22 protein-coding genes and 1 pseudogene are annotated in these 26878 nt (G+C 35.0%); 3 read left to right on the top strand and 20 right to left on the bottom strand.

Annotation, left to right across the window (positions count from 1 at the left end):
* Positions 1-135: 135 nt before the first annotated feature.
* A complete protein-coding gene (locus WAZ07_RS03460; RefSeq protein WP_336471312.1) occupies positions 136-2208 on the bottom strand; it encodes a sigma 54-interacting transcriptional regulator in 2073 nt (690 codons plus the stop codon).
* A gap of 138 nt (positions 2209-2346) precedes the next feature.
* Here WAZ07_RS03460 and WAZ07_RS03455 point away from each other — a divergent pair, with 138 nt between their 5' ends.
* Positions 2347-2580 carry a DUF2627 domain-containing protein gene (locus WAZ07_RS03455; protein WP_090913929.1) on the top strand — a complete coding sequence of 78 codons (234 nt, stop codon included), beginning with the start codon at positions 2347-2349 and terminating at the stop codon, positions 2578-2580.
* 385 nt (positions 2581-2965) lie between these two features.
* On the opposite strand, the gene WAZ07_RS03450 is transcribed toward WAZ07_RS03455, so the two are convergent.
* Positions 2966-3694 carry a glycerophosphodiester phosphodiesterase gene (locus WAZ07_RS03450; RefSeq protein ID WP_336471311.1) on the bottom strand — a complete coding sequence of 243 codons (729 nt, stop codon included), beginning with the start codon at positions 3692-3694 and terminating at the stop codon, positions 2966-2968.
* A gap of 309 nt (positions 3695-4003) precedes the next feature.
* Here WAZ07_RS03450 and WAZ07_RS03445 point away from each other — a divergent pair, with 309 nt between their 5' ends.
* Complete coding sequence (locus WAZ07_RS03445) at positions 4004-4150, top strand: YycC family protein (protein WP_020061562.1); 147 nt, start codon at positions 4004-4006, stop codon at positions 4148-4150.
* 616 nt (positions 4151-4766) lie between these two features.
* On the opposite strand, the pseudogene WAZ07_RS03440 reads toward WAZ07_RS03445, so the two are convergent.
* The 6 genes and pseudogenes from WAZ07_RS03440 to WAZ07_RS03415 all read right to left on the bottom strand — a co-directional run.
* Positions 4767-4871 (bottom strand): annotated as a pseudogene (locus tag WAZ07_RS03440) (sporulation initiation factor Spo0A C-terminal domain-containing protein); the annotation flags it as partial.
* Positions 4872-5069: 198 nt separating this feature from the next.
* Complete coding sequence (locus WAZ07_RS03435) at positions 5070-5417, bottom strand: DUF6572 domain-containing protein (protein WP_336471310.1); 348 nt, start codon at positions 5415-5417, stop codon at positions 5070-5072.
* A gap of 81 nt (positions 5418-5498) precedes the next feature.
* The gene (locus WAZ07_RS03430; protein ID WP_336471309.1) at positions 5499-5951 is read right to left on the bottom strand and encodes an SMI1/KNR4 family protein; all 453 of its coding nucleotides are present in this window, start codon (positions 5949-5951) and stop codon (positions 5499-5501) included.
* Between the two features lie 12 nt (positions 5952-5963).
* Positions 5964-7550: an HNH endonuclease gene (locus WAZ07_RS03425; RefSeq protein ID WP_336471308.1), complete on the bottom strand. Its 1587-nt coding sequence runs from the start codon at positions 7548-7550 to the stop codon at positions 5964-5966.
* Positions 7551-7726: 176 nt separating this feature from the next.
* Positions 7727-8404, bottom strand: a complete 678-nt coding sequence (locus tag WAZ07_RS03420) for a sigma-70 family RNA polymerase sigma factor (protein ID WP_336471307.1) — start codon at positions 8402-8404, stop codon at positions 7727-7729.
* Positions 8405-8712: 308 nt separating this feature from the next.
* Entirely contained in the window at positions 8713-9723 is a 1011-nt protein-coding gene (locus WAZ07_RS03415; RefSeq protein WP_336471306.1) for a HEPN domain-containing protein, read from the bottom strand.
* Between the two features lie 1549 nt (positions 9724-11272).
* On the opposite strand from WAZ07_RS03415, the gene WAZ07_RS03410 reads away from it, so the two are divergent.
* Positions 11273-11848, top strand: coding sequence for a recombinase family protein (locus WAZ07_RS03410; RefSeq protein ID WP_336471305.1), 576 nt, complete (start codon positions 11273-11275; stop codon positions 11846-11848).
* Between the two features lie 260 nt (positions 11849-12108).
* Here the strand turns inward: WAZ07_RS03410 and WAZ07_RS03405 are convergent, their stop codons facing one another.
* The 12 genes from WAZ07_RS03405 to dxs form a co-directional block, all read right to left on the bottom strand.
* Positions 12109-12354, bottom strand: a complete 246-nt coding sequence (locus WAZ07_RS03405; RefSeq protein WP_336471304.1) for a hypothetical protein — start codon at positions 12352-12354, stop codon at positions 12109-12111.
* Between the two features lie 13 nt (positions 12355-12367).
* A complete protein-coding gene (locus tag WAZ07_RS03400) occupies positions 12368-12994 on the bottom strand; it encodes a hypothetical protein (protein ID WP_336471303.1) in 627 nt (208 codons plus the stop codon).
* Positions 12995-13020: 26 nt separating this feature from the next.
* On the bottom strand, positions 13021-13419 hold the full coding sequence (locus tag WAZ07_RS03395; RefSeq protein WP_336471302.1) for a phBC6A51 family helix-turn-helix protein: 399 nt from the start codon (positions 13417-13419) through the stop codon (positions 13021-13023).
* The gene (locus tag WAZ07_RS03390) at positions 13397-13684 is read right to left on the bottom strand and encodes a helix-turn-helix transcriptional regulator (RefSeq protein WP_336471301.1); all 288 of its coding nucleotides are present in this window, start codon (positions 13682-13684) and stop codon (positions 13397-13399) included. Before WAZ07_RS03390 ends, WAZ07_RS03395 begins: the two co-directional genes overlap by 23 nt.
* Before the next feature lie 1789 nt (positions 13685-15473).
* The gene (locus WAZ07_RS03385) at positions 15474-16949 is read right to left on the bottom strand and encodes a transposase (RefSeq protein ID WP_336471300.1); all 1476 of its coding nucleotides are present in this window, start codon (positions 16947-16949) and stop codon (positions 15474-15476) included.
* A gap of 741 nt (positions 16950-17690) precedes the next feature.
* Complete coding sequence (locus WAZ07_RS03380; protein WP_336471299.1) at positions 17691-18665, bottom strand: tyrosine-type recombinase/integrase; 975 nt, start codon at positions 18663-18665, stop codon at positions 17691-17693.
* A 155-nt stretch (positions 18666-18820) separates the two neighbouring features.
* Complete coding sequence (gene spo0A, locus WAZ07_RS03375) at positions 18821-19615, bottom strand: sporulation transcription factor Spo0A (protein ID WP_336471298.1); 795 nt, start codon at positions 19613-19615, stop codon at positions 18821-18823.
* Between the two features lie 342 nt (positions 19616-19957).
* Positions 19958-21259 (bottom strand): SpoIVB peptidase, encoded by a 1302-nt coding sequence (gene spoIVB, locus WAZ07_RS03370; RefSeq protein ID WP_336471297.1) that lies wholly within the window; start codon positions 21257-21259, stop codon positions 19958-19960.
* Between the two features lie 119 nt (positions 21260-21378).
* Positions 21379-23118 (bottom strand): DNA repair protein RecN, encoded by a 1740-nt coding sequence (recN, locus tag WAZ07_RS03365; protein ID WP_336471296.1) that lies wholly within the window; start codon positions 23116-23118, stop codon positions 21379-21381.
* Between the two features lie 277 nt (positions 23119-23395).
* Positions 23396-23845 (bottom strand): arginine repressor ArgR, encoded by a 450-nt coding sequence (argR, locus tag WAZ07_RS03360; protein WP_028411221.1) that lies wholly within the window; start codon positions 23843-23845, stop codon positions 23396-23398.
* 155 nt (positions 23846-24000) lie between these two features.
* Positions 24001-24840, bottom strand: a complete 840-nt coding sequence (locus tag WAZ07_RS03355) for a TlyA family RNA methyltransferase (RefSeq protein ID WP_336471295.1) — start codon at positions 24838-24840, stop codon at positions 24001-24003.
* A gap of 3 nt (positions 24841-24843) precedes the next feature.
* Entirely contained in the window at positions 24844-26736 is a 1893-nt protein-coding gene (gene dxs, locus WAZ07_RS03350; protein WP_336471294.1) for a 1-deoxy-D-xylulose-5-phosphate synthase, read from the bottom strand.
* Between the last annotated feature and the right edge of the window lie 142 nt (positions 26737-26878).

Below are 26878 nucleotides of genomic sequence, written 5' to 3'. Positions count from 1 at the left end.
CTTTTTAATTTTGTTCAAATATTTTTGAAAACGCATTCAAATCATAGAAAAATCAACATTTTGTAACTAAATAAAAAATTCTGTCTAATTTTGTCAGATTATATATACCGTGCAAATTATTGCACGGTATGAAAATTATTGCATGCTATTTTTTGCACACTCATATTTCTCTAGCTTATAATATAAATTCCGAACCGAAATCCCTAACGCTTGTGCTGTTTTTGTTTTGTTTCCATTAAATCTAGACAAATACTCATGAATAATATTCCCCTCAAATTCAGCCACTAAATCCTCAAGAGGTCTTTCTTCTAATTCAGGAAGTAAATTACTCCCTATAAGTTCATGGTGGTCCTCATGATGTAACGGCGGTAAATGCTGTACATCAATATACATCTCGTTATAATTCATAAAAATAATCGCTCGGCCTAAAATATTTTCAAGCTCACGAACATTTCCCGGCCAATCATATGATTGTAAATACTTCACCGCGGATTCCGTTAACCCCTCAACATTACGCCCATAATCTTGATTAATTTTTTGAATTAATCGATCAGCAATTTCACCAATATCTTCTTTACGCTGACCAAGTGATGGAATATGGATCGGAATTTTATTTAACCGATAATATAAGTCTTCCCGAAAATCACCATCTAAAATTGCCTTTTCTAAATTCACATGCGTTGCAGCAATGACTCGAACATTAATCGGAATCGGCTTCGTACCCCCGACTCTCACGATTTCCTTCTCTTGCAAAACACGAAGTAACTTCGCTTGTGTATTCGCAGACAATTCTCCTATTTCATCTAAGAAAATACTTCCATTGTTCGCTTCTTCAAAAAAACCACGTTTCCCCCCGCGACGCGCTCCCGAAAAAGCGCCTTCTTCATAACCAAACAGTTCACTTTCTAATAACGATTCAGAAATTGCCGCACAATTTACCCGAACAAACTTATTGTACTTCCGATTGCTACCATTATGGATGGCGTGCGCAAACAATTCCTTTCCAGTTCCTGACTCCCCTCGGAGCAGTACCGTCGCCGGTGTATTCGCTCCTAGTTTCGCCTGCTCAATCGCCGCCACAATCCCTTCTGACGTTCCAACAATATCGTCGAATGAATACTTCGCTTCTAACGTACGAATAATTTGTCTTGCCCTATTTAATTCATTTGTTAATTTTTGAATCTCGGATACATCGCGAATTACACCGACACTCCCCTTTAAAATCCCATCAACAATAACCGGAGCTACGTTTACAATAACATCTCTCTTTTTTTGCCCAATTTTCATATGAATACCACGCACTGCCCTGCGTGTCCGCAGCACCTTCATATGCATACTTTCTCCTTCTACAATATCCGTTGTCGCTGGCTTACCAATAATATCTTCTTCAGATAGACCAGTTAATTTTGTATAAGCCGGGTTAATAACAAGTCCTCGCCCTTGTTCATCGACAACAGAAATTGCTTCTTCGGAAGAATAGATAATCGCTTCTAGCAATGTTTGAATTTCTTTTAAATCCGTTACTTCTTCAGCCAAATTTACAATTTCAGTAATATCTTTAAAAACCGCAAACGCCCCTTGCACGTCTCCAATTTCATTTAAAATCGGAATGCGCGTTGAAATAATTTTCTTTCCATTATCTAATGTTAATTCTTGATTAATCTCAATTTGTTTCGTACGGATAATACGAAGCAACTTACTCGTTGGAATGACTTCTAAAATATACTTATCAACAACTTCTTCCCTTTTATATCCCGTCATCCGTTCCGCACTTTTATTGAATAATAGTACATGCCCTTCTTTATCAACCACAATCATACCGTCGTGTGTGGAATTTAAAATAAGATCCCGCTGCTGCGTTTGATCTTTTAATTTCCCGATCAACATTTCTTTTTCATGCGCAAGCTTCACAACAATATTCGCAACATCCCCTGGGACCAGAAGTACATCTTCTTTTTTCTGCACTAAAACCTTTTCATACACACTGTAATCACCTGTCATATCAAAAATGACATCAATGTCCTCACGTATAAAAACTTCCCAGTCACTCCCTGTAGAAATATAAAGATTCTTTGCAAGTCGAATCCCCTTTGCTCTTTCATCAATATCCACAATTGCAACCACTTCAAATATATTCGATTTTTGCAATAGTCCTAGAATCGCACTGCCCCCAGCACCCGCTCCAATAATTAATACCTTTTGTTTCATATGCTACCAATCCTCCCGCAGCATCTCTGCAAAATTTTTCATACCTCCATCTTACTTCTTCCAAAACCCCTTGACAAACGAACGTCAATTGTTACATGATTTTGTATATACTAAATTGTCTGAAAAGAGGTCTTCCTTATGCAACGTTATCTCGCTCTCCTATTAGCAGTTATTCCTATTTCACTTGCTGTAGTAGGCATTAAACTGATGAGAGATACGGTCTTCGGTATTCTCTTCTCTCCAATCCCTGTATTATGGTTACAATTTGTAATTGGAGCACTCTGTTTTGCTATTGGCTTTTATATCTTTGGTGGCTTCATTCTATACCGCGACCGAAAACGAAATAAAGTACAAGCTCGATTTCGAAGATAAAGTGAAACTTCCATTCGAAGGTGCTTTTTCTTCGAATGGTTAGTTGAATCAATCGGGCTTTTACGGACAGTTAGCCCACACCTATCTTTTTTAGAAAAGCGGAAGCGGCTCGCTCAGAAGCGCAGGACGCCCACGTCCCTGACAAAGAGGTGCTTTTTGCCTCGTCGGAGGGGGCGAAACGACCGAAGATTCTAGCCGCTAGAGCTGGACAACACTTCTCTCTCCACCTTGAGGTGAGGTCTTACTGCCCGTTAATGTGGGATAAAGTGAAATTTTCATCAGTGGGGGTTTTCATCCCCCTATATTCTTTACACCACTTTAAATCTCAGTCTTGCTGCCCGTAAATGGCGGAATTAAAAAACGAGACCCTTCATAAAGAAAGACCTCATTTTACACCTTGCATTATCCTTTTCACACGCTCTGGATAGTCTGTAATAATAGCCGTCACATTCATCTTTAAAAACTTCCTCATCACTTCTTCATCATTGATTGTATACGGACGTACAGCTACGCCATTTTCCATCGTTAATTCTGCAATTCCATCCGAAATATATCGGTAGTTCGGATGAATAGCACTCGCCCCCATCTTTTTGGCATAAGCCCACGGGCTATGCAATCCTTCCTTATACAAAATCGCCGTCTCAATATCAGGAGCCATCATATGACACTTCTTCATACTATAATGATTAAAAGAAGATAGAATCGTACGCTCCTCCATACTATATTTTCGAATAAGAGTAATTACCTCTTCTTCTAAACCTCTATACGGTACCTTATTATTCTTAAATTCAATATTAAGAAAAAGGTTGTTTGTTTTCAGCCACTCCAACACTTCTTCTAATAAAGGAATAGGCTGCACACCGACCTTATCATAAAATGTATAACTCGCATCTAGCGCGCGCAAATCTTCATATAAATAATTTCGAACAGCCCCTTTTCCATTCGTCGTTCGATTTACCGTCTCATCATGAATGACAACAATTTGGTGATCTTTTGTGAACTGAACATCCAATTCAATTCCATCAGCTCCAAACTTCTCTGCTGCCTGAAAAGAAACCATCGTATTTTCTGGATACGTCCCTGCAGCTCCGCGGTGTCCAAAAATATGCGTCATCTTCTCACCTCAAATTCTATTTCATTAAAAGTTAGCAAAAGATCATTACAAGTTGTAAATCCAACTATATATTTTTCAACATATAAGTCGCTGCTATGTAGAATACAAAATGACTTGCACTCCCTTTATTTTATGGCAAGAAAAGATCCTGACCACTTCTATCCATAGCCAGATGCTCTTGCCTACCAAAATCATTTATGTTGATTTTTCAACTTGTATTTATATAATCTTATAAACCATTATCACCGATGCATCTACACTGATGCTAATTTCTCTTTATGTTATACTATACAAAAAGGAGGTACTTTTATGAAACCATTACAACTTTCACCAGAGACAGCTATTAAGTTATCTAAAGCTCTCGGTGTTCCCCTTGAACAGCTTATGCATATGCCTCAGCATATTTTAATTCAAAAACTCGTTGAATTAGAAAAACAAAATCAAGAGAAAGAATAAAGCGAAACTTCCATCAGTGGGAGTTTTTTTCATTCCCCACTGATGGAAAGCCCGCCCAACCTCGCACATGCCAGCAGTTATCCCCCACCTATCTTCTTTAGAAATACGGAAGCGGCTCGCTCAATCTTAAGGTGGGGGTCTTACTGCCCACGAATAGCGCTATAAGAAAATATGAACATTACTTTCATGATAGTTATTTAAAACTACCAAAAAGAATGTTCATCGGTTTGTATATCAATAATTTATTGGTTAAGCAAGCGTTTGTTGTAGCGCTTATGGGAGAGATTGACTTTCACAGATTTGTCACTAACTGCGACTGTATACTTACCACGTTCTCTTAAATATTTAATATAATGGCGTATATGAGGCGATTTAACTTTATCGAATTTATTTTGCATATACGCCGAAAATAATTTTAACGTCTTAATCTACACTCTGAATCTTGAGGTGGGGGTCTTACTGCCCACAAATAGCGGGATAAAAAACACCGCCTCTCAATAGTTTATAAAAACTATCAAAAGACGGCGTTTATCGCTTTTTGATCGACTTATTTATTGGTCAGAAAAGATACTATCTTTAACGTTAAAACAAACTCAAATCATTACTATATCAACGATTAACTCGCCTTATGTTCAAGCCTTAACTTATCCGCAACCATCGCGATGAATTCTGAATTCGTCGGCTTTGCTTTTGACATGGATACCGTGTAGCCAAAAGCTTTAAACGTTGATATATAGCGGTTTCTAATATTTTCTTTTCATTCAATAAATACGTTAGGTTTTACGTCCTTTATTGGTTTATCTTGTCTTAATTCATTGGTAACCTTACGCCGCTAATGCGTATAGGAATATATTACATAATAACTACAATATACGTCAATAGAATTAAATATCATCCGTATACTATTTCTTGTTACCCTCTATTCAATTTCATCATCTTCTTTATATGGCTTATGTATATATTGAAAACCGTAACCAGCTTCTACAAGAATTTCGTTAGCTTTTTCTAAAAACTCTTTTCCCCATTCGGTACAACGGTACTTTCCGTATATCTTAATGACAAAATTGTAACCTTGTGCTTCAGGACATCTTTCGTACACTTCGCCGCCTTCAATAAAGCCTAAATATAAATTAATTTTTTCTTGTAACAATGTAATGTGTTCTTCTTCGTCTTTCCAGTCTTCTTCATCAGCAATAACTAGATATGCAATTTTTTCTTCGTTGTCATAGCCCACAAAATCGACTTGTTCGAAATCTCTTAATCCCAATTTAAATAGCCCCTTTAGTAACAAGTACATTATAAAAGCTTATGCACGTTTATACATAAGCTTATTGTTACTCATAATTAACTATTCTTCATCGTCATAATCGCGTAAGCTATCAAGTAATTCTGTAAAAGAAGAACAAACAGGATAAACTGCTTTTTCCATCTCTTCTTCCTCATGTTCCCAGAATACGACTGTTGGCGATTGTAGGTCATTTCGGTAATCGAAGCATAAGAAGTTTCCAAATGAATCTCTGCCAAAAGGATATACCTTATCTACTAGTCTATCTTTTATATTTTCATATCTCTGAATAATTGAGTACTGACTTTCTAAATCAAAAGTTAAAAGGTTACTGAATGCACTTCCATCTTGTCCTTGTATATCAAATGCTTTTGGACGGGGGTGTCCGCCGTCATGTAGTTTTACACACTCAACAAAATCATTAGGAAATTTAACACCAAAATATTGTTCTACTTGTTGAATATGTTCATCCGTTATTGTTTTCTTACTTGTTCCAATCCATGTTATATTGTTCATATGTAATCCTCCTTATTTATCGGAATCTTTTCCCCAAATTCTATAGCCGCCCGTATGACCAGTTTTCTCATGTAAATATGAATCTACAAGTTGCATTCTACCTGTATCTTGATGATGATGCCATGTGAATCTATCAGGTACTTCACCGTATTTAAATAGTTCTATCTCTCCTTCAGTAAATTTAGAAGCCAGTTTAGGGTTTTTCATTATTTGTTCATATAATGCCTTGCTACATATTTTATCATGCGTCTGTCTAGACTTTTTGAAATCTGCTTCTTTTAATGTTACTTCGGCTTCAGCTTCAAAAATAGGAAAACCATCCATATCGTACGGTATACCTGTAACTGGATGTTTATCCCCTGCTAACCTACCCATTCTTAATCTAATCGTTTTCGGACCATTCTCACCTTCATAGGTGTAAGTTACGGCTTTTTGTAAATAGTGTTGTGTACCGCCAATCCCTGCAAGTGAAAATTGATTTCCAAAATTAAAATTAAAGTTATTTAGTGCATTCAATGCATTTCTATATGCAACGGAATTAGTTATGACCGATTTTCCTTTTGTAAAACCTGTAACGACTGCTACTTTCCCTACTTGTCCTGCTTTACTAAGACCTTTATCGCCTAAAAGTCCCAGCCCTAATGATGTTATACCATAGGTAGCGTAATGCATTCTACTCTCCATATCTCCATTCCAAAATTTATTTACAAATGAATCAGAGAATGTATTCCACATTGCAGGAAAGGTTTCCTTGTAGTTTACAATTGCATCACGCATATTCAACCAGGTTTCTTTATCGCCTAAAGCTACGAATCCTTCCCATGCATCTTCAACACCATCTAAAAAACCAGTAGAAATGCCAGTCCATGCGGCATTCAAATCCTTTTTTTCTTTATCCCAAGCTTTTTCGAGGTCAGATTTTGGAAGAAGCTTGCCACACATTGCCCCCTCTTCAATTGAATTATCCGCTTTACGTGCCCTCTCTTCTTCTATTGCTTGAATAGACGTTGCCCATTCCATATTCAACCCTTGTGTACTAAATGTACCACTTGCAGGACTAAAACCTTTCCCACTTTGGACTTCTGCAAGACCTGTAGCAATACTAGCGGCTAGTTGGAGTGCAGTATCATAATTACTACTAGAAGTATAATTAAATTCATGTAGATGTTCCAACTTTTCTTGCAGTTTCCGTTTCATCATATCAAAAATACCCATCATAGCGTCCATACCGGGAAGAGGTGCAGCTTGACTAATCCCTTCAATACCTGCTTTTGTTTGGTCAATCCCTTGGATTTGTTCTCGTATTTCTTGTTCGATTACATCTGTTGTAGCTACTTGTGATTGAAAATCGTTTGGAAAGGCATCGTTTTGACGAATCAACTCTTCACACAAGTAAATGATTCCTTGTGCTAAAGGACGAAAGGTTTGTGCAAAGAATGTTTTTGCACTGTCGTAAGTTTGTCCTTGCAAAACTGCATCGAATACAAAAGCATCAATCGAATTGATGACTTGTTCCATTCCTTGAATCGTTAAAGTGCACATAGCATTCATACTTTGTGTTTGAGATTGCACTTCTCCTAAATACATGTTTAAACTCATGAATTCCCCTCCTGTACTAAACGTTCAGGCGTTACATTTACTTAAACCATAACATTCCTTTTTTCCTATTATTAAACAAGTAAAATTATACCATATAGGATTATTTCAATGTGCAAAATACTTGAACTTGCTAATTACGTTAAATTAATAAAATTCCTTTATTTCAAATTCAGCATCTAAGCTACAACCTTCCCTAGCTTTCCTTTGGCTGAATCAAGAATTCGTTTCACTTTTTCAGGATGATTTATACCATGTAAACGACCTATTTTCCGATATGATAAATAAGGATTTTCTAAATAGGTAATTAACAGCTGTTCTTCAAGTTCATCACAATACTGTTTAATTAATAGTTTCGTTATTACGTCACCCTCAATACAAAACGATGAATCAAATTTTTCTAAACTAGCAACTAAGTCAATACTTTGGTGATTAGCCTTTCTTTTATCGGTTCTTAACTTTGACTTGATAAGATTATAGGCGGCACACTCTAAGGCTTTTTTAATCTTTTCATACAAATAATACTCATCATTCCATGAATGTTCTTGGCAGACACACCATAACTTCTCCCAAAACACACTTTCGAAATCGTCTCTAAAAATCCGTTTATTCTTCCACGCATTTTCAAATTTGTTAAGAGTAACACGTACTATATAACTTACTAAAAAATTATCGTATATAATACGAAATGCGTTCTCTCCTTCTTCTAACCGCTGCCTAGCATATTTTTCCCACGATTTTTCTAAAGTAAGAATTTGCTTCACCTTACCCTCATCATAAATTCGTTGTATACGTTCTAGCTTTGTTTCCTGTTGCAATTCAATGGATGTTTTCTTATCTCTCATATATAAACTCATGCTTTCGTCCCTCACAAAATTTTTTGAGTATTTTGAAATCCCTTGTGACAAATCCTCTTATTTTGTTGTATTTAAGAATGTATAAGACAGGAAAGGAACCTTTACTCACTGTTACTTAGTAACGAAATAGAATAACGTGACATGAGATAATAAATTAAAATAAATATTAAAATAAATTGATAACCTATATCAAAGATGACATATAAATAAAAGAGACGAAGGTATTCCCCTCGTCTCTTTACTCATTTTTTATAATTTAAATATGTTCTTTTGTCCTACAATTCCTATGTATAATAAAGTTCCTTTCTTTAAAAAACAATTAATTTTATGTTATGTTTTTTCATAATTTCATCTATAAATGACTCACCAAATCCCTTCAAAAAATACAAATATTTCTCCATTTCTTCCCTATTCAAATTGACTACAAGTTCTGCTTCATGTATTAATTGATGTCTTTGAGTAATCAATTCATTTAATACATCTGAAATAACAATTTCCTCTCCATTATATGGAAACCGCTTGTTTAACACTGTTTTCTTCAAATTAATATCTAAATAAGAAATGTAGGCACTATTTACTGACTGAAGTCGCTGGAACGAAAATTTATTTATTTCCATATCAACAATTGATTTTTCACCTGACATTAGCTTTTTTATCTCCGAATAAGGTAAAGTTTCTTTTTGGTTATATATCCTATCCCTAGCTTCTTTATTTGTTTCCAGATATTTTTTCAAGAAGGTCTTTAGAAAGTTTTCTAAAACAGATACACAAAATGGTATTAATACATTATTTCTTAATAGATTGTCATCCAAGAGTAAATCAAATGGTTCGCTTTTATTTCTTGCCAATATATTTATTGCAATTTCATCAACTTCTTCTATAAGTTTTCTTACTCTGTTTACATTAATCACAAATTTTGAATATTCAAGACCACAAGCTATTTCTGTTTTTGTAAATTTCGGTAAGTCGTTTTTTATAAAGTCCGTTTGATATTCTTCGATATCAAATAAGGTACCACCAAACTTGTCTTGTATCAATTTAAGAACTTTATTTTGCATTTCCAAATCAGCAAAACTACATCCCGAAAAAGTTTCGGTTCTACACACTGTTTTAAAATTTTTATGTTCCCAAGGTTCATCATTAACACAAATTTCTATATCCCTTTGAATTTCAATTTCACACCCCAATATAGATTCATGTTGTTTGAACCAATAATAGCTAGCTTCATATCTTTTAACAAATTCTAATTTATACAGTATTTCTTCAATATCCTCGATTTCAACATACTCTTCTATCATTAGAGATAAATAATTATCCACTTTCCTTCTCCTTTTTATTTTTTGTATTATATTTAATTTCGATAATACTCTTTTATTAAATCCCCATAACTAAAACACGACACTTAATTTTTAAATAAATTACAGATATAACTATAATATCAAGTTAATATTTCTTTATAAATCCCGAAATTATTCTTCTTAATTAATTCTTTTTAATTAAATCAATTCTTTTTAAAAGATATCAATTCTTTTTAGTGTCACCCTGGGGGGTTACCTATTATTAAAAGCATAAGTAACCCGTATGGTGACCTATTATACAAACAACAAGTAACCGTATGGGTTACCTATACAAAAAAGAAAGGTCACCGATAAGGTAACCTTTTGTTAAATACATACTGAAGAGTTCCAGTCAACTAGCCCTTTCGCTTGTTGACGTTCTTTGAAGGCTAATAAATCAGCGGAAGCCAAAGACACAAACTTTATGACACAGATTTTAAAGAAACTTATTTCTCATAGCCTAAACCAAGAAATACAACATATGTTTATTCAAAAGTTTCTTTATTATATTGGCATTTATTTTTCTAAATAAAATACACGGTTCTCCCTTTTTCATGTCTTAATATCAAAAGTTATACAATACCTACCTTTGTACTACCTTGTATTGCTATATGAATCCTCATATAGCCTCCAATCAAGATAAACGTATTACTTTGTATAGCTTTTACACAATTTTGTACAGCCTTGTCTATGTAATTACGACTGAAACATCTATAACTTCCCCAGTCAGCGGAAAAAATTTTGTTATGTAATTTTTTAACGATTTTCAGAATTTGAGAAGGATGATTCCTGTTCCTGACTTCAAAATATTTTCTGTATTTTAAACAGCCTTACTTTACAGCAAAAGGGTCGGCCTTCCCCCTTGGGTGGGGTTTCAACATGTTTGTAATTATTTTTGTGGGTAAAATTTCTTGTCATGATTCAATTATCGAAAGAGTTATTGTTATAAATATATTTATTCGTTAAATGAAGGTTTAAATGAAAGAAAAAACAAGAAAGGTTTTGATACATTGTTTTGGTACATCTGAAACCATTGATAAATCAACAACTAACAAACGAATAAACTAATGTTCCAAAAACATTTGTTTATGGTACAGATTAATAGATACAAACAATAGGATAATTAGAGAATAAGAAGATAGATAGAAAGGATAAGAGATTAAGGAGATAAGAGGATACTACTCTAATAGATAATAAGAGGATACATTGTAGGTAATAACAATATAATTATTGAATATTAATTTACAAAATAAAGGAGGGCATAAAAAGAGAGGGGGCTTTAAATAACCCCCATTAAAAGAATACCCCCACTTAAAACAACCCACACAATATTAAAGCGACCACACATGAAATGAGATAGGTGGGTACAAAGACACCCCCGCTTTAAATTTATAAAACGTCCATTAGGGCAGGAGAATTTGGACACTGGTCGATTTGTTGATTTCATGGGGGTTATAATGTCCGTTTGACATGTCCGTTTTCTATTGCTAGAATAAGGACATAAATTGATGAGACGGAAGGACGAAACAGAATGATTATTGGATATGCACGCGTAAGCACAGTAGAACAGAATTTGGACGCACAAATTAAAGCATTAGAAGAAGCTGGGACGAAATACATATACCAAGATAAGAAGTCAGGAAAAGATTTAAACCGTGAAGGACTACAAGAAATGCTTTCAAAATTAAATGCTGGAGACACTTTAGTGATTACAAAGATTGATAGAATAGCAAGAACGATAAAAGGCGGAATTGAATTAATAGAGGAACTAACATCGAAAGGAATCAAATTAAACATACTTAATATGGGTGTATTCGATGGTTCTCCAACGTCCAAACTCATTATGAATGTTTTACTATCCGTTGCAGAATTCGAACGTGAGATAATGCTGGAACGTCAACGGGAAGGTATCGCAATTGCAAAGGCAAACGGCAAGTACAAGACGAAGCCGAAAAAGTATCATGATAAGAACCCAGGATTAAATGAAGCATTGGAGAAACTAGCAAACCGCAAAACAAATGGAAAGACGGTTAAACAGATATGTGAAGAAAATAATGTAACGCGGTCATCACTATACGCAATCGCAAAAGAAAGAGGGATTCTATAAAAGGATTCCTCTTTTTGTTGTCCTCTTTTATGGCAGTCTATGACACTCTTATTTACTAAGACATATTCCCAAATACCTAGTTTGGTCGAATAACGATACATCGTACAAATACAGTAATGACAAGGTTTTATGAGGATTTCTACTCAATTTGAAAGTTTTTATATGGGGCATAAAAGGGGCATTTCATGGGATTTATGGTACTACCTTATAGACAAAAAAAGGACTTGCAACGTATTAAACGCTACAAGCCCTTTAAATTATTATTTATTTTGTTGTTTTCGTCGGTTGTATCCATCGACCATTTTTAAGTGTGCAATTTGTGATGAAAACGGATTAGATTCTGCAAGTAACTCATAGAAAGTCTTTCCTGTTTGCTTTGCCTGTTCATTCTCAACAACCTTTTGTTGTTCCGCTTCCAGCGTGGCCGCCTTGTCTTCCCCTTTTGTCATTTCACTCTTCAATTCGTCATAACCTTGTATGATTCGTTGTAATGATGTTAGTTCCATGTTGTACGCCCTCCTAGTTACTAGCCTTAACGTATTGTTCAGCTAGATACGTTAATTCGCCATCATAATATGCTTTATCTACTTCGTTATCTTCAATAAGCGGATAAAATCCTTTGTAATAATAATCATTATGTTTACGGGATAACAAACGGTAGTCCCGTAAGTCAATTGGTTTTAAGCCTAAACGCTGTTCAATTTCGCGGAAATCGTAAAGCTTCACCTGACCATCACGCACAACGTCATGATATTTAATCACTAATTGTAAATACACCAGCTTCGCTTGTTTCAGCTGGTCTGCAAGTTCTTCTTCCTGATTACGGATATCATCACGTACCTGCTGTCGTTCTGCTAATACTTCTTCTCTCATGGATTCCAACGCGTTTTGTAACAAATTATCAAAGTTAGCTAACATATTTGTAACTTGTTCCTTTTCGTGGTGTAGGTTGTTTAAATCGGTTTTTAGCCGTTCATTTGGCTTCGTGCCTTCCATAATTGCACGCTGAAAATCGTCCTCGACCTGACTCTGCATGTAACGGATTTCGCCATCTAATGCCGTCAATCTTTCCTGCAATTCTTCGCGTTTTCCTTCGTACTTTGCTATAAGTATTTCTGCCTTGTGATTAACATTTTTAAATTCCATATGTAGTCCTCCTAAGTAAAAACGAACTACCCTTTTAATAGTTCGTCAATTTCTGCGAATATATCATCAGTAATAGCTTCATTTTGTATAAGTACATCTTGCCTTGTGTGAACTTCTGAAACATCTTTTAATTTCCCGGTTGCTTTCAAATAGAGTTCAATATACTTCGGTGACTTGCCCTCTATCGCTTTTGTAACCAGCGTTTGCATAACTTCAACATATGCGTCATCTATCAAACGTTGTTTCAGTTCTCGTTCAATCTGTTGCCCTTGTTCACTGTTGCGGTATCCATATAGCGTCCTGCGGTCGATTCTCAGGCTTTTCGCAATAGATGTTAAGCTTTCGCCATTTCTTTGACGGCTAAACGCTTCTGTAACAATCTCAACTTGTGCTGGTGTTAACTTACGTTTCTTTTGTTGTATCATTCATACCGCCCCCATTCGTCTTTAAATCAATTAACATATTGAAAGCTACAATTTCTTCAATTGAGAACCCGTATGCCATAAAGCCCTTGGTAATACGATAATTAGTTAACTTCGATATGTTACGCTTACCGCGTTCAATGCTTGTGAGAAGTGAATGTGAAACATGACAAGCTTCTGCGAATTCCTTGCCTGTAACGCCCACAATGTAGCGTAAAACTTTGATTGTTGTTCTATTCAATTCAAGTTTGAAATTGTATGTTTCCATATGAACCACCTACATCTTTGAGATAATTTGAACAAAAAAGAGGACGGGCGGCTTCATCCTCATGCCGCACAGTGCCGCCTAACAAATATAGAAGTCCCACACGTAAGAACTTCCTGTACTATAAGCAAGCTGGCTGGCCGTTTTACAAGTAACTTGTATCAAAAGTCGCACAATGTCATATAAAAAAAGAACCCTGTCTTAACTAGACAGGATTCCCACATAAGATATTGCATGAAAAAGGAGAGTTAAAGTGACTTCGTTTTCAATCCTAATACGGATAGAATACAGCCGCAAATCCACATAATTGTGTTTTTTCCTAGATAAAACGTTAAAACCTTCGCCGAGATTCGCATTTCTGACCTAATAACCTTACGTTTATGCACTAATACCCTACTAATTGTCTCCTGCAACAAAACTACATAAAAAAGAGAATACGAATTATCTTCGTATCCCCTTCTCTAATTGCTATATGTTCAAAAATTGTTTAATAGCTTCAAATACTACTGTCAATGTTGCCGACTTCAATAAAACGGAGATTATCCCTTCAAAATTGCCGTGAAAATGTATCTCTGTTTTATTAGAATCTTTCTTATAGGAGATTTTAAACAAATTAAATCACCACCAGTGCAGGGTATTAGATGTAAAACAAAAACCACAATATCCAATCGGCCCTAATGAATTCCTGCAAATGTGATAATCTTCAACCATAAACGAGATAAGCAATTAATTTAGTAATTACTCACCTGTACATTATCCCTCATTTCTTCTAAACAAACAAGTGTTTCTATGAAATTTATTCCAATATTTTTCGACAAACAATAAATTTATTCCTAATCTTTAATACTTTTCTTCGTTACCGTAACTTACTCTATTATCATACTTACTGTACATTATCTATTTCTACTTAAGGGTAGTTCCTTTCCTGTCTTATACATTCTTTAAATACAATATTTTCCGCTATTTTGTCACAAGAAATTTATATTTTTTATCCAAATAAACAAAAAAGCAAGGACACAATTATGCCCCTACTAAATGGTATTCACTATCTATCTGTTCAGTTCTTTTCGTTCCATTTCGTTATTAATACGTATCACTGTTCTCATTGGTATCAGCTGTACGATAAATTTATATTCCATATTGTTGATATCAAAATTTAAACGACTATTACACAATCCTACTAACAGGCGGATTTACATTCTATATAGTTTCAAACGAAAAGCAATTTAGATTTTATGGTCTTTAACTCTTATTTACATTCCACATAGTTAATATCAAACTTCCCTGTCGCTTCCCTCTATGTGTTGGTTCAAACAATATACATTCCATATTGTTGATGTCAAACCAAGTCTATTATGTTCATGAGATAATAGACTTGTAATTTACATTCCATATTGTTGATATCAAACAATAAAATGTTCTAAAACCTTTCGTGTTGCTTCATTATTTACATTCCATATAGTTGATATCAAACCCTATGTAAATTCGTTTCAAAAAGCTTCAATAACAACCTTTTAGCATAACTAAATTTAACTATTCTGCCGTAAACCTACAATACATTTTTCAACTACCTTTTTTAAAATACGCATAAGTCCGTATGTATCAATACTTCTAACAAATTATTCATAAATCAGCTTTGCGGCAATCCTATGGAATGTTCATTCGATATCAATATAGAATGTCTAGTCGGTAACACAACAAGACTAGAGTTAACCCTTAGTGAGTGGCTTACTGTTCTCCACAATAGAACACCCTCACCCTTTAGACGCTAAATCGCCTAAGCTATACTGTCTTATTTATCAAACAATGATAGCTGTTCATTTATTATATTCTTCTCTTTTTCTACATCTTCTAACACCTTTTGTTTTTGCTTATGATATTCACTCTCTGTACTATCTGATATATAGCTTGTGCTTTTAGCAATATTTTGTGAAGCATTATAATCCGCGTTTACTTCAAAATCACAATTTTTACAAACAAACTTTTCTTGTGTATTTCGTTGTCCTTCCTCATAATGCCCACACTTACTACAAGTTTGGCTTGTATGATAAGCATCAACATATCGTACTACTATTCCTTCTCGTTTTGCTTTATATTCAATCATTGTTTGTAATTGATAATAAGACCAATTTCTTAATAAAGATTTATTCTTCATTTTATCAAATTCTAAGAACTCCATATTAATTTGACCAGCCTGATTTTTCATAGCAAATGTTACAATTTGTGTACTCAAGAAATGATTATAAGTTTTAACAAAGTTAGCTTCTTTTTCTTTCAGACGTTCTAAAGCTTTTAATTTCTTCTCTCTTCCTTTTCCACCTTTTACAGCTGCTAAGGATTTTTGTAATCGACGTCTACGTTCTTGCATTTGTGTTCTCACACGTAAAAAGTCATCTATACTTCCTATTCCTTTTCTAACATAGACTTTATCACTTAATGATACATATGCCGGAATCTTTATTCCCAAATCAACTCCTACAATCCTTCCTGGAATGTAATCTTGCGTTTCTTTATCTGGGATATTTAATGATAAATTCAATATCATTTCTTTATTATCAAAACTGATACTACTATCACAAACTTTATACGTATTTAAAAGGACGTTTTCTAGGACGCTTTTTAACTCTGCTATATTCTTTTTTCTAATATGCAATATGCATTTAAAAACAATCCCCTTATTCCATTTAATAAAGTAATCTTCGTTTTCCTTGTAGAATTTTAAACTTCTTCCTCTAACAAGTAACGGATTATCCTTTCTATAATTCCTTAATGAACGTTTCCCATACAATAAACCAGCTTTACAATCATTTTTATAGTCTTGTGTCACCTTGCTAGTAATACCATCTTTCGTATCACTCATTAAATTACATTCACGATTAATTAAATTTCGTATTCTCGTTTGTTGCGTAAATCCAACAACTTGCTGGTAAGCTTTACGTGCTTCCTCATTACGTTCTTTTTCAAACTTGTATAGTTCCTCTTTCTTTTTATTATACGTATCCCTTAGCTTCTCTTTCTTCTGAGTGTCTTTTGCCTTTTGATATTCCTCATATTTCTTATTAACTTGTTCTTGTAGCTTACTACATTTCTTTTTATAGTCCTCATCATTTTGCTTTAACTTTTGAATAGCATTATGTTCAAAATACAAATGATTGTAAGCTAAGTTAAGTGCCTTATGCTGTTCTCTTATTTCATTACGGATTAATTGATATCCTTCATTCTGATTTTCAGATACAATTACAAGTTTGATTTTTCTTGTTAGAATCATCGCCCTCCCTCCATTCACCTAAATTATTCTATTTAAAGTAAATATATCCTGTTCAAAAATAATATTTTCACTAAAATTATATCTTAACCTTGACTTGAAATATCCGTCCTTCATCATGGGATGAGGGTACAGGACAACGGCTAGGGCAGAGAATGACTACCTTATATCACAAAAACAAAAAGTTAATGCGACATAAAGCAGACGTTCTTTGTCACTTCTCATGGTCTATCGAGTTAAGGAATCCGTGTAGTATACACCTTGTTTGAACGCTAGATTTTCACCTACAACGAACTTTTAACATGTTATGCTTGTCCAACATGCTGAAAAATTTAGGAAAAGAATTGTACTACTGACGTATCCTTAATTACTCGTAACCTAATGTTATTTTTCTTATTCGTTGCTACCCGTACCATAAGTACGCCAAGCAACCTTTACCAAACCGTTTACGGACGTTCTCTCCTAGACTCCTAACAACGCAAACAAGGAAACGTTATATGTTAGGACGCTTAATTTTCTGACGTTGGCTTAGCTAACCTGTTCAAGTTTTACGAGTGTTAGGTCATTCCTCGTTCGGAAATTCCTGTACACATACCTAAAAAAGACAATAGGGAACTAGACCTCTTGCATTATATTTTTGAAAAATTTATAATGGAGGTGCTGAGTATATGGAATGTTCCTATATTCAATTGTCCTTTGATTTTTTGGTCACCTATTGCAGTAGGTGGCTTTTTCTTTATATCCTTAAATGTTTAGGCTATTTAATGGCGAATGCTTTTGATATTTCTTCGCAATTTCTGTATCTGTAAAATCTAAATAAGCTTTTTGAGTTACCTCCACGCTTGAATGTCCTAAAATACGTGATAAAGAAACCCAATCTCCACCGTTTAACAAATAATATTTTGCAAAGTTATTACGCAATTGATGTGGATGTATCGACACTCCCACTTTCTTTCCTGCTTCACGTAAAGACTTTTCAAAGTTACGGACTTCTAATTGTGTTCCACGAATGGTAGGGAACATGTAATCACTATTTGAATAACGGTCACGATACAATAACCAACGCTTCAAGTCGTTTGCCATCTTAAACGAGAAATAGACGTATCGTTGCTGTTTGTTTTTGGGATTCTCGATAAGAATTGCTTTGTGTTTAAAATCAAGTTTTTCGGGAAGTAACTCTAAGCATTCCGATACTCTCATTCCTGTATCTAACAACAAGCGGGTAACAATCCAATTTCGATACCCATGAAATGTTGTAACATCAAAAACACGCAAAACCCGTATGATTTCATCTTCTGTTAATAAAGGCTTCTGTTTACGTATCGGTTTAATGTTTTGAATACTTTCAACCGGATTTGTTTTGATTTCTTTTTCCACTTCAAACAAAAAATTAAAAAACACTTTAATGTTGCGTAAATAATTCGCAATTGTCGTATCACTAATTTGTTTTTTATAATCAGTTCGATTGTGAGGATAATTAATTTCATTAGCTAGCATAGAAGAAGCAACCGTATATTTCCCTCGTTCTCGGAGATATTTAATGTACTGTCTTATATGTACGGACTTTACTTTTGTTGCGTCTTCAATTTGATACGTTTCTCTCATATACAAAACAAACAAGCCTAGTGTCTGTTCGTAACTTTTCAACGTTTTAACCGATAAATTTTTACTTGAACAATACAACATAAAGTTATCAAGCTGTAATTCAAATTCAGTCAAAATAAAAACACCGCCTTCCATTGATTTGTATTTTTACAAACCAATAAAAGACGGTGTTTGTTAAACAATATTAACGTTATTTGTTGGTACGAAAAGAAGTTTATTGGTAACTTTACATTACCGCTAAACATTAAAAAGCCTTATATTATCAACGATTAACTCGCCTTATGTTCAAGCCTTAACTTATCCGCAACCATCGCGATGAATTCTGAATTCGTCGGCTTTGCTTTTGACATGGATACCGTGTAGCCAAATAAAGAAGAAATGGATTCAATATTTCCACGGCTCCACGCAACTTCAATCGCATGACGAATTGCACGTTCCACACGACTTGCTGTTGTATTATATTTCTTTGCGATATCTGGATACAGTACTTTTGTAATTGATCCAAGCAATTCAATGTCGTTGTAGACCATAGAAATTGCTTCACGTAAATACATGTATCCTTTAATATGAGCTGGTACACCGATTTCATGAATGATACTCGTAATGCTTGCATCTAAATTTTTCGGTTTTCCATCAGACGTTGTAACAGAACGAAAAGCTGGTAGCGGTCGTTTAATGGTAGTGCTTGATTTTCCACTAACTTGACGAATATGGCTCGTTAAATTTTCCATATCAAATGGTTTTAAGATAAAATATGACGCACCTAAATCAACAGCCTTTTTCGTTACATCCTCTTGTCCAAATGCTGTTAACATAATAACATTCGGCTGTTTGAAACGATCAATATGACGCATTTTTTCTAGTACTGCGAGACCATCTAAATGTGGCATAATAATATCAAGAACAAGTACATCAGGTTGTCTCTCTTTTAATAAATTTAAGCATTCTTGACCATTATACGCTACACCAATCACTTCCATATCATCCTGCGCAGCAACATAACTCTCTAACATAGATACAAGTTCTTTATTATCATCCACGAGACACACTTTAATTTTCTCCACAGCTTTTCCTCCCTACTAATGGTTTCTCCCGGCATAAAGTATTACCTTCTAGACTACATGAATTGTTCGACAATTATGTGAAAATCCCCTTTAAAACTTTCTTAAATTCCGAAAAAATCACAAAAAAACATTTTTATCGTCTATTTCTTAGTGTTCTTTTACATATTCCATCATGTGGTTATAGCTAAATATGTATGCTCTACTTTTATTTTACAACAAAAAACACCTGTTGCGAAACTTTTGTAACATTTCAGCGGCTTTACAAGAAAAATTTTTCATCAATAAGGAGACCTCTTCTTTTCTCCCTTTATTTAAAAGTAACAAAAAACAAGCTGAATACATTCAGCTTGCTTTTTTCTGATCTGTATAAATATTAATCCCCGCTTCATGTAGCATCCATTCAATATGGACACCATATCCAGATGTTGGATCGTTGACAAATACGTGTGTTACAGCCCCTACTAATTTTCCGTCTTGTACAATAGGACTACCACTCATTCCTTGTACAATCCCACCTGTTTTTTCTAATAAGCGTTTATCTGTAATCTTTACAACCATTCCTTTTGTTGCAGGGAATTTTTGCGGAACTGTACTTACAATTTCTATATCGAACGCTTCTACTTTATCTTGATCAATAACTGTCAAAATTTTCGCAGGCCCTTCTTTTACTTGATGGGAAAGAGCAATCGGAAGTGCTTCATCCATAATTCCATTTTTCATTTCTGTATTTAACTTACCAAAAATACCAAATGGACTATTCGTTGTAATATTACCAATAACTTCATGATCTGGTGAGAATCTCGCTAATTTTTCACCAGGATCTCCATTGCTCCCACGTTCAATAGACGTTACTGTCGAACGAACAATTTGTCCATCTTCAACTTGAATTGGTTTTTTCGTATCATTGTCAGAAATCACGTGACCAAGCGCGCCGTATTTCATTGATTCCGGATGAATAAATGTCATCGTTCCAATGCCTGCAGCTGAATCACGAATGTACAATCCAATTCGATATGACTGTTCTCCGCCATCTTTTTGTGGAGTTAATTTTGTTCGAATATATTTCCCATCTCTTAGCAAGACAAGATTAAGCGATTCTCCTGTTTTCCCGCTATCATGAATAAATGGTGCAATATCACTCATTCGTTCAATTGTCTTACCGTTTATTTCAGTAATCATATCCCCTACTTGCACACCTGCAAGTTCACCTGGGGATACCTTTCCTTTTTCCGTTTGAATTAAATGATGCCCTACAACAAGTACCCCTTTTGCATTTAATTTCACTCCAATTGATTGCCCACCTGGAACTATTTTAAAATCTTTTAATACTTTCACATTTACTTTTTTTACGGGTAATCCTGCAAGCTCATAAACCATAGCAGCTTCTCCGCTTTCATGCGCATTTACCGCAATTGTTTTTTCACTAGCATGCCCAGAAGCAATTGTAAAAATAGTTTCATCAGTTGATTTTGTTTGAAATACAGGTAAAGAAGATACTTGTGAATCTTGATCTTGAAATATAACAAGTTGCTTTGGAAGTAAAATAAACGCGCGAAGCGGTTTATAACACCCAATAAAGACAAGCGAAACAAGGAGACAGATCCCTATGATTTTTCGAAATTTCTCTAATTTCAATCTTTTCACTCTCCTCGCTCCTACCCCACATTCAGCCTAGCGGCTTCATTATTTAATGTCTCCTTGCTATCCTTTCTTTATAACCGGAAGAATTAAGAAATCATTATTGTTAACAAAAAAGCTATCCATTATTGGATAGCCTCTGCTGCTTGTTTAAAACGATGCGCCTGCGAAAGTAACTCTCTTGCATGTTCTGTCGTTAAATCAGTAATTTCCACACCAGAAATCATGCGAGCAATTTCCGTTACTTTTTCATCTTGACTAAGTACAGTAACAGATGTAACAGTGCGTTCATTTACAATTTGTTTCCGAATAAATAAGTGAGAATCTGCCATAGACGCAACTTGTGGCAAATGTGTAATACATAGCACTTGTGAATTAACAGAAACACGATAAATCTTTTCAGCAATCGCCTGTGCAACGCGCCCGCTTACTCCAGTGTCTACCTCATCAAAAATAACAGAGGCAACACCTTGATGTTTAGAAAAAATACTCTTTAACGCTAATATAATACGGGATAATTCCCCTCCTGAAGCTACTTTAGAAAGCGGCTTTAACGGTTCTCCTGGATTCGTAGAAATATAAAATTCTACATCGTCATACCCATCTTGTGTCATTTTGACAGGAGCTCCTTCGACAAGAGGATCGTCAATTGTCCCTTCTTTTTTCTTTATCATCACTTCGAATTTTGTTTTTTCCATGTACAGTTCTTTTAATTCTTGATGAATTGCCGTTGTTAATCGATTCGCAAGGTTACGACGCATATCACTTAGTAGTGTCGCTTCTTTCACTATAAGCTGCTCGATGTCTTTTAGTTTCCTTTTCGTCGTTTCAATGTGTACATCTTTATTTTCAATCGTAAATATCTCTTTTTCGATTTCATCCGCATACGCTAAAATCTCTTCTACAGTATTTCCATATTTACGCTTTAACATACGAATTTCATTTAAACGTGTTTCAATTTCATCTAAACGATTTGGATCGTATTCCATCATATCTAACTTTTCGCGGAGTTGATATGCTACTTCTTCTAATAAATAATAACTATTCGCAATCGCATCGTAGTTTTCTTGATATGCAGTATCTAAATCCGTAATGCTCTCCATCTGGTTCATCGCATTCCGAATATGATCTAAACCAGAATGATCTTCCGTTAAAGAACGATACGAATCACCCAGTGCCTTATAAATCTTTTCGAAGTTCGAAATCTTCAATCGTTCTTCTAATAAATTTTGCTCTTCATCTATTTTCAAATCCGCATTTCGAATCTCTTCATGTTGAAATTGAATTAAATCTAAACGATGTGCCATTTGTTGCTCATTTTCTGTTAAAGAGTGCAATTGTTTTTTTAATTGCTCATATTCCCTATACACATTTTGATACTTTTCTAACTGAACTAAAATATGATCTCCCTCAAAATGATCAAGCATAAATAAATGGCGGTCTTCATTCATTAAATCTTGCGTTTCATGTTGTCCATGAATGTCAACAAGCGTTTTTCCAATTTCCTTTAATGTACTTAATGTAACAAGCTTTCCATTGACGCGGCATACGCTTTTCCCATTCACAGAAATATCCCGTTTTAAAATTATCATGCCATCTTCAATTTCAATATCAAGCTCTTCTGCTTTCATGGCACAAGGATGCTGTTCATCTTCAATATAAAATAACCCTTCAATTTCAGCTTTATCTGTCCCATAACGTACAAATTCCGCTGAGCCGCGTCCTCCAACAAGAAGACTAATCGCATCAATAATGATGGATTTTCCTGCGCCCGTTTCACCACTTAAAACAGTGAGCCCTTTTTGAAAAGAGATATTTAATGATTCAATAATAGCAAAGTTTCTAATCGATAATTCCGATAACAATGCCTCATTCACCTCGTTATTTCATTCACACTCCACACGGGAGGCTTAAACTATTCACACATACATTCTTCTGTTACTTTTTTCATGAAGAATATGTTATGTAACCTGCTTCATTGTAACAAACATTTGTTTTTACGGTCAATGTAACAATACTGATATTCCTATATGGAAATATATATTTTCACATGCTATTTTAGGATTTTTATTTCTCCATAACAAAAATATCTTGTCTACTTTTTTACTCTTCTGAGCAATAAAGCAAACAAGATTCTTTTTGTTACAGCATATTTAAAAAGCGATTTGATACAACCCCTGTATCTTCAGGTGTACGGCAAATAATTAAACACGTATCATCACCGCAAATTGTGCCAATAATTTCATCCCACTCTAAATGATCAATCAGCGCACCGAGAGCATGTGCATTACCTGGCAATGTCTTTAACACAAGCATATGACCAGCTGTATCTAATTTAACAAACGAATCAACAAGATTGCGTTTTAATTTTTGAAGTGGATTAAAACGTTGATCCGCTGGTAAGCTATATTTATACCGCCCATCATGAAGTGGTACCTTTACTAAATGTAATTCTTTAATATCTCGCGATACCGTTGCTTGTGTTACATTAAAACCTTCATTACGTAAAATATCCACTAGTTCGTCTTGCGTTTCAATTTCTTTATTCGCAATAATTTCTCGAATTTTAATATGGCGCTGCCCTTTATTCATATTTTTGCACCTCGCACTATCTCTTACCGTAGTTTTACCATTATTATACTTCACTTATTTATGTTAACGTATAATTGGCTACTTGTACATAATTGTTTTTACAATCATTATACAATTCTAACTTTCTATATGAGTAAAAAGAGGAACAACAATTGTTATTCCTCTTTTCCCTTTTTCTTCAAGGCTTCGTGAGCTTCTGTTACAACTTCCTCTACTCGAATAGGAGATTGATTTTCTCCTTGTTCACGCTCACCATACCATTTTAAATGAATTAAAAATTCAATGTTCCCATCTCCACCTGTAATTGGAGAAAACGTTAAGTTTTGAACATCGTAACCTTCTGCCAGTGCAAAATCGACAATCATTTCTATAACTGCTTCATGTACTTTACGGTCCCGAACAATTCCCTTTTTCCCCACTTGCTCTCGCCCGGCTTCAAATTGCGGCTTAATAAGCGCCGCAACCTCACCACCAGGTGTTAACATCGTTTTTAATACAGGTAAAATTAATTTCAAAGATATAAACGATACATCAATGCTTGCAAATTGCGGTAATCCTTGCTGCAAATCAGCAGGTGTTACATAACGAAAATTCGTCCGTTCCATTACGACAACACGCTCGTCTTGTCTTAGTTTCCATGCAAGTTGGTTATATCCTACATCTAAAGCGTATGATAGCTTTGCACCATTTTGCAAAGCACAATCCGTAAATCCACCCGTTGATGAACCAATATCGAGCATAATTTTATCTTGCAAATCTATATGAAACGTCTCTAACGCCTTCTCTAACTTATATCCACCACGACTTACATAGCGCATTACTTGTCCTTTTACTGTAATTTCTGTATCTTGTGGTATTTTTTCACCTGGTTTATCTAGACGCATTTCATTTGCATATACAAGACCTGCCATAACAGCACGCTTCGCTTTTTCTCTTGTTTCAACAAGTCCTCGTTCTACTAATAGTACATCTACTCGTTCTTTTTTTCCGCTCATTTGTTACGCCCTTTTTTGTTTTAATGGAATCATTGTACAAATGCGTTCAACAACTGCATCTGCTGTTAAGTCAATTTCTTCAAGAAGTTTAGAGACACTGCCGTGTTCAATGAAATGATCTGGGATACCCATACACTCAATTAGCGCATTATGATATCCATGCTCACTAGAAAACTCTAACACACCAGAACCAAACCCTCCAATTAAACATGCCTCTTCAATTGTTAAAATCGGCATATTCTTTCCTAATAGCTCATGCAAGTATGCTTCGTCCATCGGCTTAATAAAGCGAGCATTCACAACCTTTACAGAAATCCCTTTCTTCTCAAGTGATTCTGCCGCTTCCATTGCCATCGGAATTGTCGTACCAAATGTTAGAATTGCTGCTTGTGACCCTTCACGAAGCGTTTCCCATGTACCGATTGGAATTTCTTTAAACTCTTTATCCATCAGTACACCAATTCCATTTCCACGCGCATAACGAAGCGCAATCGGTCCATTTTCGTAATTGATTGCTGTATATACCATATGTTGACCTTCATTTTCATCTTTCGGCATCATCAAAACAATATTCGGAAGATGACGTAAAAATGCAATATCAAATATACCTTGATGCGTTTCTCCATCAGCTCCTACTAATCCCGCTCGATCAATCCCGAAAAAGACATTTAAATTTTGGCGACATACATCGTGAACAACTTGATCATAGGCACGTTGTAAAAATGTAGAATAAATCGCTAAAAACGGCTTCATGCCTTGCGTTGCTAAACCAGCTGCCATTGTTACTGCGTGTTGCTCAGCAATCCCTACATCAAACATACGATTAGGAAATTCTTTTGCAAATTTTTCAAGCTTTGATCCAACTGGCATTGCTGGCGTTACAGCAACGATACGTTGATCATTCTTTGCCAATTTGCGAACTGCTTCACTAACAACGGAACTCCATGCCGGTGCAGCTTCTTTTGGCTTCACAAAATCACCAGACTCAATTTTGTACGGTCCTGTACCATGCCAAGTTCCAATTACATCACTTTCAGCTGGCTTATAGCCTTTTCCTTTTTTCGTAATGACATGAACAAGTACAGGCCCTTTCGTTTTCTTTGCATATTGAAGATTTTCAAATAAACTTTCATAATCATGTCCATCAACAGGCCCTAAATATGTGAAGCCTAACTCTTCAAAAAACACACCCGAAACGAGTAAATATTTCAAGCTATCTTTTACTTTTTCAGCCGTTGCAGCTACTTTACCGCCAACAGCTGGAATTTTCTTCAATAAGTATTCTAGTTCATCTTTTACCCATTGATATTTTCCTGCTGTACGTAAACGTCCAAGTACGTTATGCAATGCACCAACGTTTGGTGCAATCGACATTTCATTATCATTTAAAATAACTGTCATATCTGTTTGTTCATGTCCAATATGATTTAGTGCTTCCAGCGCCATACCACCTGTTAATGCACCATCACCAATAATAGGAACAATATACTCTTTCGTTTTCTTTAAATCACGAGCAAGTGCCATTCCCATGGCAGCAGATAAGGAAGTAGAGCTATGTCCCGTTTCCCATACATCATGTTCACTTTCACAACGCTTTGGAAAACCACACAAACCTTTATATTGTCTTAATGTGCCAAATTCCTTTGCACGCCCCGTTAAGATTTTATGTACATAGGATTGATGTCCTACATCCCATAAAAATTTATCCCTTGGACTATTGAATACTTTATGCAAAGCAATTGTGAGTTCTACTACACCTAGATTTGGAGCAATATGTCCACCTGTTTGAGAAAGCTCTTCAATTAAAAACTTTCGAATATCTTCGCTTAACGCTTCTAGTTCGCTTATAGACATATCCTTCAAAAAACTAGGATTTTGAATTTGCGTCAGATCCACAAGGATCACTCACTTTCGTTTCATAATCTGTCGTCATATCAACTATTATACATCCGTAAAACATGGTTGTACTTAATTGAATTACCAAAATCAAGCATATTCTTTATTTTATACGATGAAAAAAGAGCCGCTAACACAAAGT

Origin of the sequence: Bacillus bruguierae (genome assembly GCF_037104725.1) — a bacterium.
GTDB classification, from domain to species: domain Bacteria; phylum Bacillota; class Bacilli; order Bacillales; family Bacillaceae_G; genus Bacillus_A; species Bacillus_A bruguierae.
Note: the sequence above shows the minus strand (reverse complement) of the source record. Positions and strands in the feature narration are given on the sequence as shown.

What these genes read in the sequence shown, in the direction of transcription:
- WAZ07_RS03460 (WP_336471312.1), bottom strand. Translation starts at nt 2,208, where the DNA reads ATGAAACAAAAGGTATTAATTATTGGAGCGGGTGCTGGGGGCAGTGCG.
- WAZ07_RS03455 (WP_090913929.1), top strand. Translation starts at nt 2,347, where the DNA reads ATGCAACGTTATCTCGCTCTCCTATTAGCAGTTATTCCTATTTCACTT.
- WAZ07_RS03450 (WP_336471311.1), bottom strand. Translation starts at nt 3,694, where the DNA reads ATGACGCATATTTTTGGACACCGCGGAGCTGCAGGGACGTATCCAGAA.
- WAZ07_RS03445 (WP_020061562.1), top strand. Translation starts at nt 4,004, where the DNA reads ATGAAACCATTACAACTTTCACCAGAGACAGCTATTAAGTTATCTAAA.
- WAZ07_RS03430 (WP_336471309.1), bottom strand. Translation starts at nt 5,951, where the DNA reads ATGAACAATATAACATGGATTGGAACAAGTAAGAAAACAATAACGGAT.
- WAZ07_RS03425 (WP_336471308.1), bottom strand. Translation starts at nt 7,550, where the DNA reads ATGAGTTTAAACATGTATTTAGGAGAAGTGCAATCTCAAACACAAAGT.
- WAZ07_RS03420 (WP_336471307.1), bottom strand. Translation starts at nt 8,404, where the DNA reads ATGAGTTTATATATGAGAGATAAGAAAACATCCATTGAATTGCAACAG.
- WAZ07_RS03410 (WP_336471305.1), top strand. Translation starts at nt 11,273, where the DNA reads ATGATTATTGGATATGCACGCGTAAGCACAGTAGAACAGAATTTGGAC.
- WAZ07_RS03405 (WP_336471304.1), bottom strand. Translation starts at nt 12,354, where the DNA reads ATGGAACTAACATCATTACAACGAATCATACAAGGTTATGACGAATTG.
- WAZ07_RS03400 (WP_336471303.1), bottom strand. Translation starts at nt 12,994, where the DNA reads ATGGAATTTAAAAATGTTAATCACAAGGCAGAAATACTTATAGCAAAG.
- WAZ07_RS03395 (WP_336471302.1), bottom strand. Translation starts at nt 13,419, where the DNA reads ATGATACAACAAAAGAAACGTAAGTTAACACCAGCACAAGTTGAGATT.
- WAZ07_RS03390 (WP_336471301.1), bottom strand. Translation starts at nt 13,684, where the DNA reads ATGGAAACATACAATTTCAAACTTGAATTGAATAGAACAACAATCAAA.
- WAZ07_RS03385 (WP_336471300.1), bottom strand. Translation starts at nt 16,949, where the DNA reads ATGATTCTAACAAGAAAAATCAAACTTGTAATTGTATCTGAAAATCAG.
- argR (WP_028411221.1), bottom strand. Translation starts at nt 23,845, where the DNA reads ATGAATAAAGGGCAGCGCCATATTAAAATTCGAGAAATTATTGCGAAT.
- WAZ07_RS03355 (WP_336471295.1), bottom strand. Translation starts at nt 24,840, where the DNA reads ATGAGCGGAAAAAAAGAACGAGTAGATGTACTATTAGTAGAACGAGGA.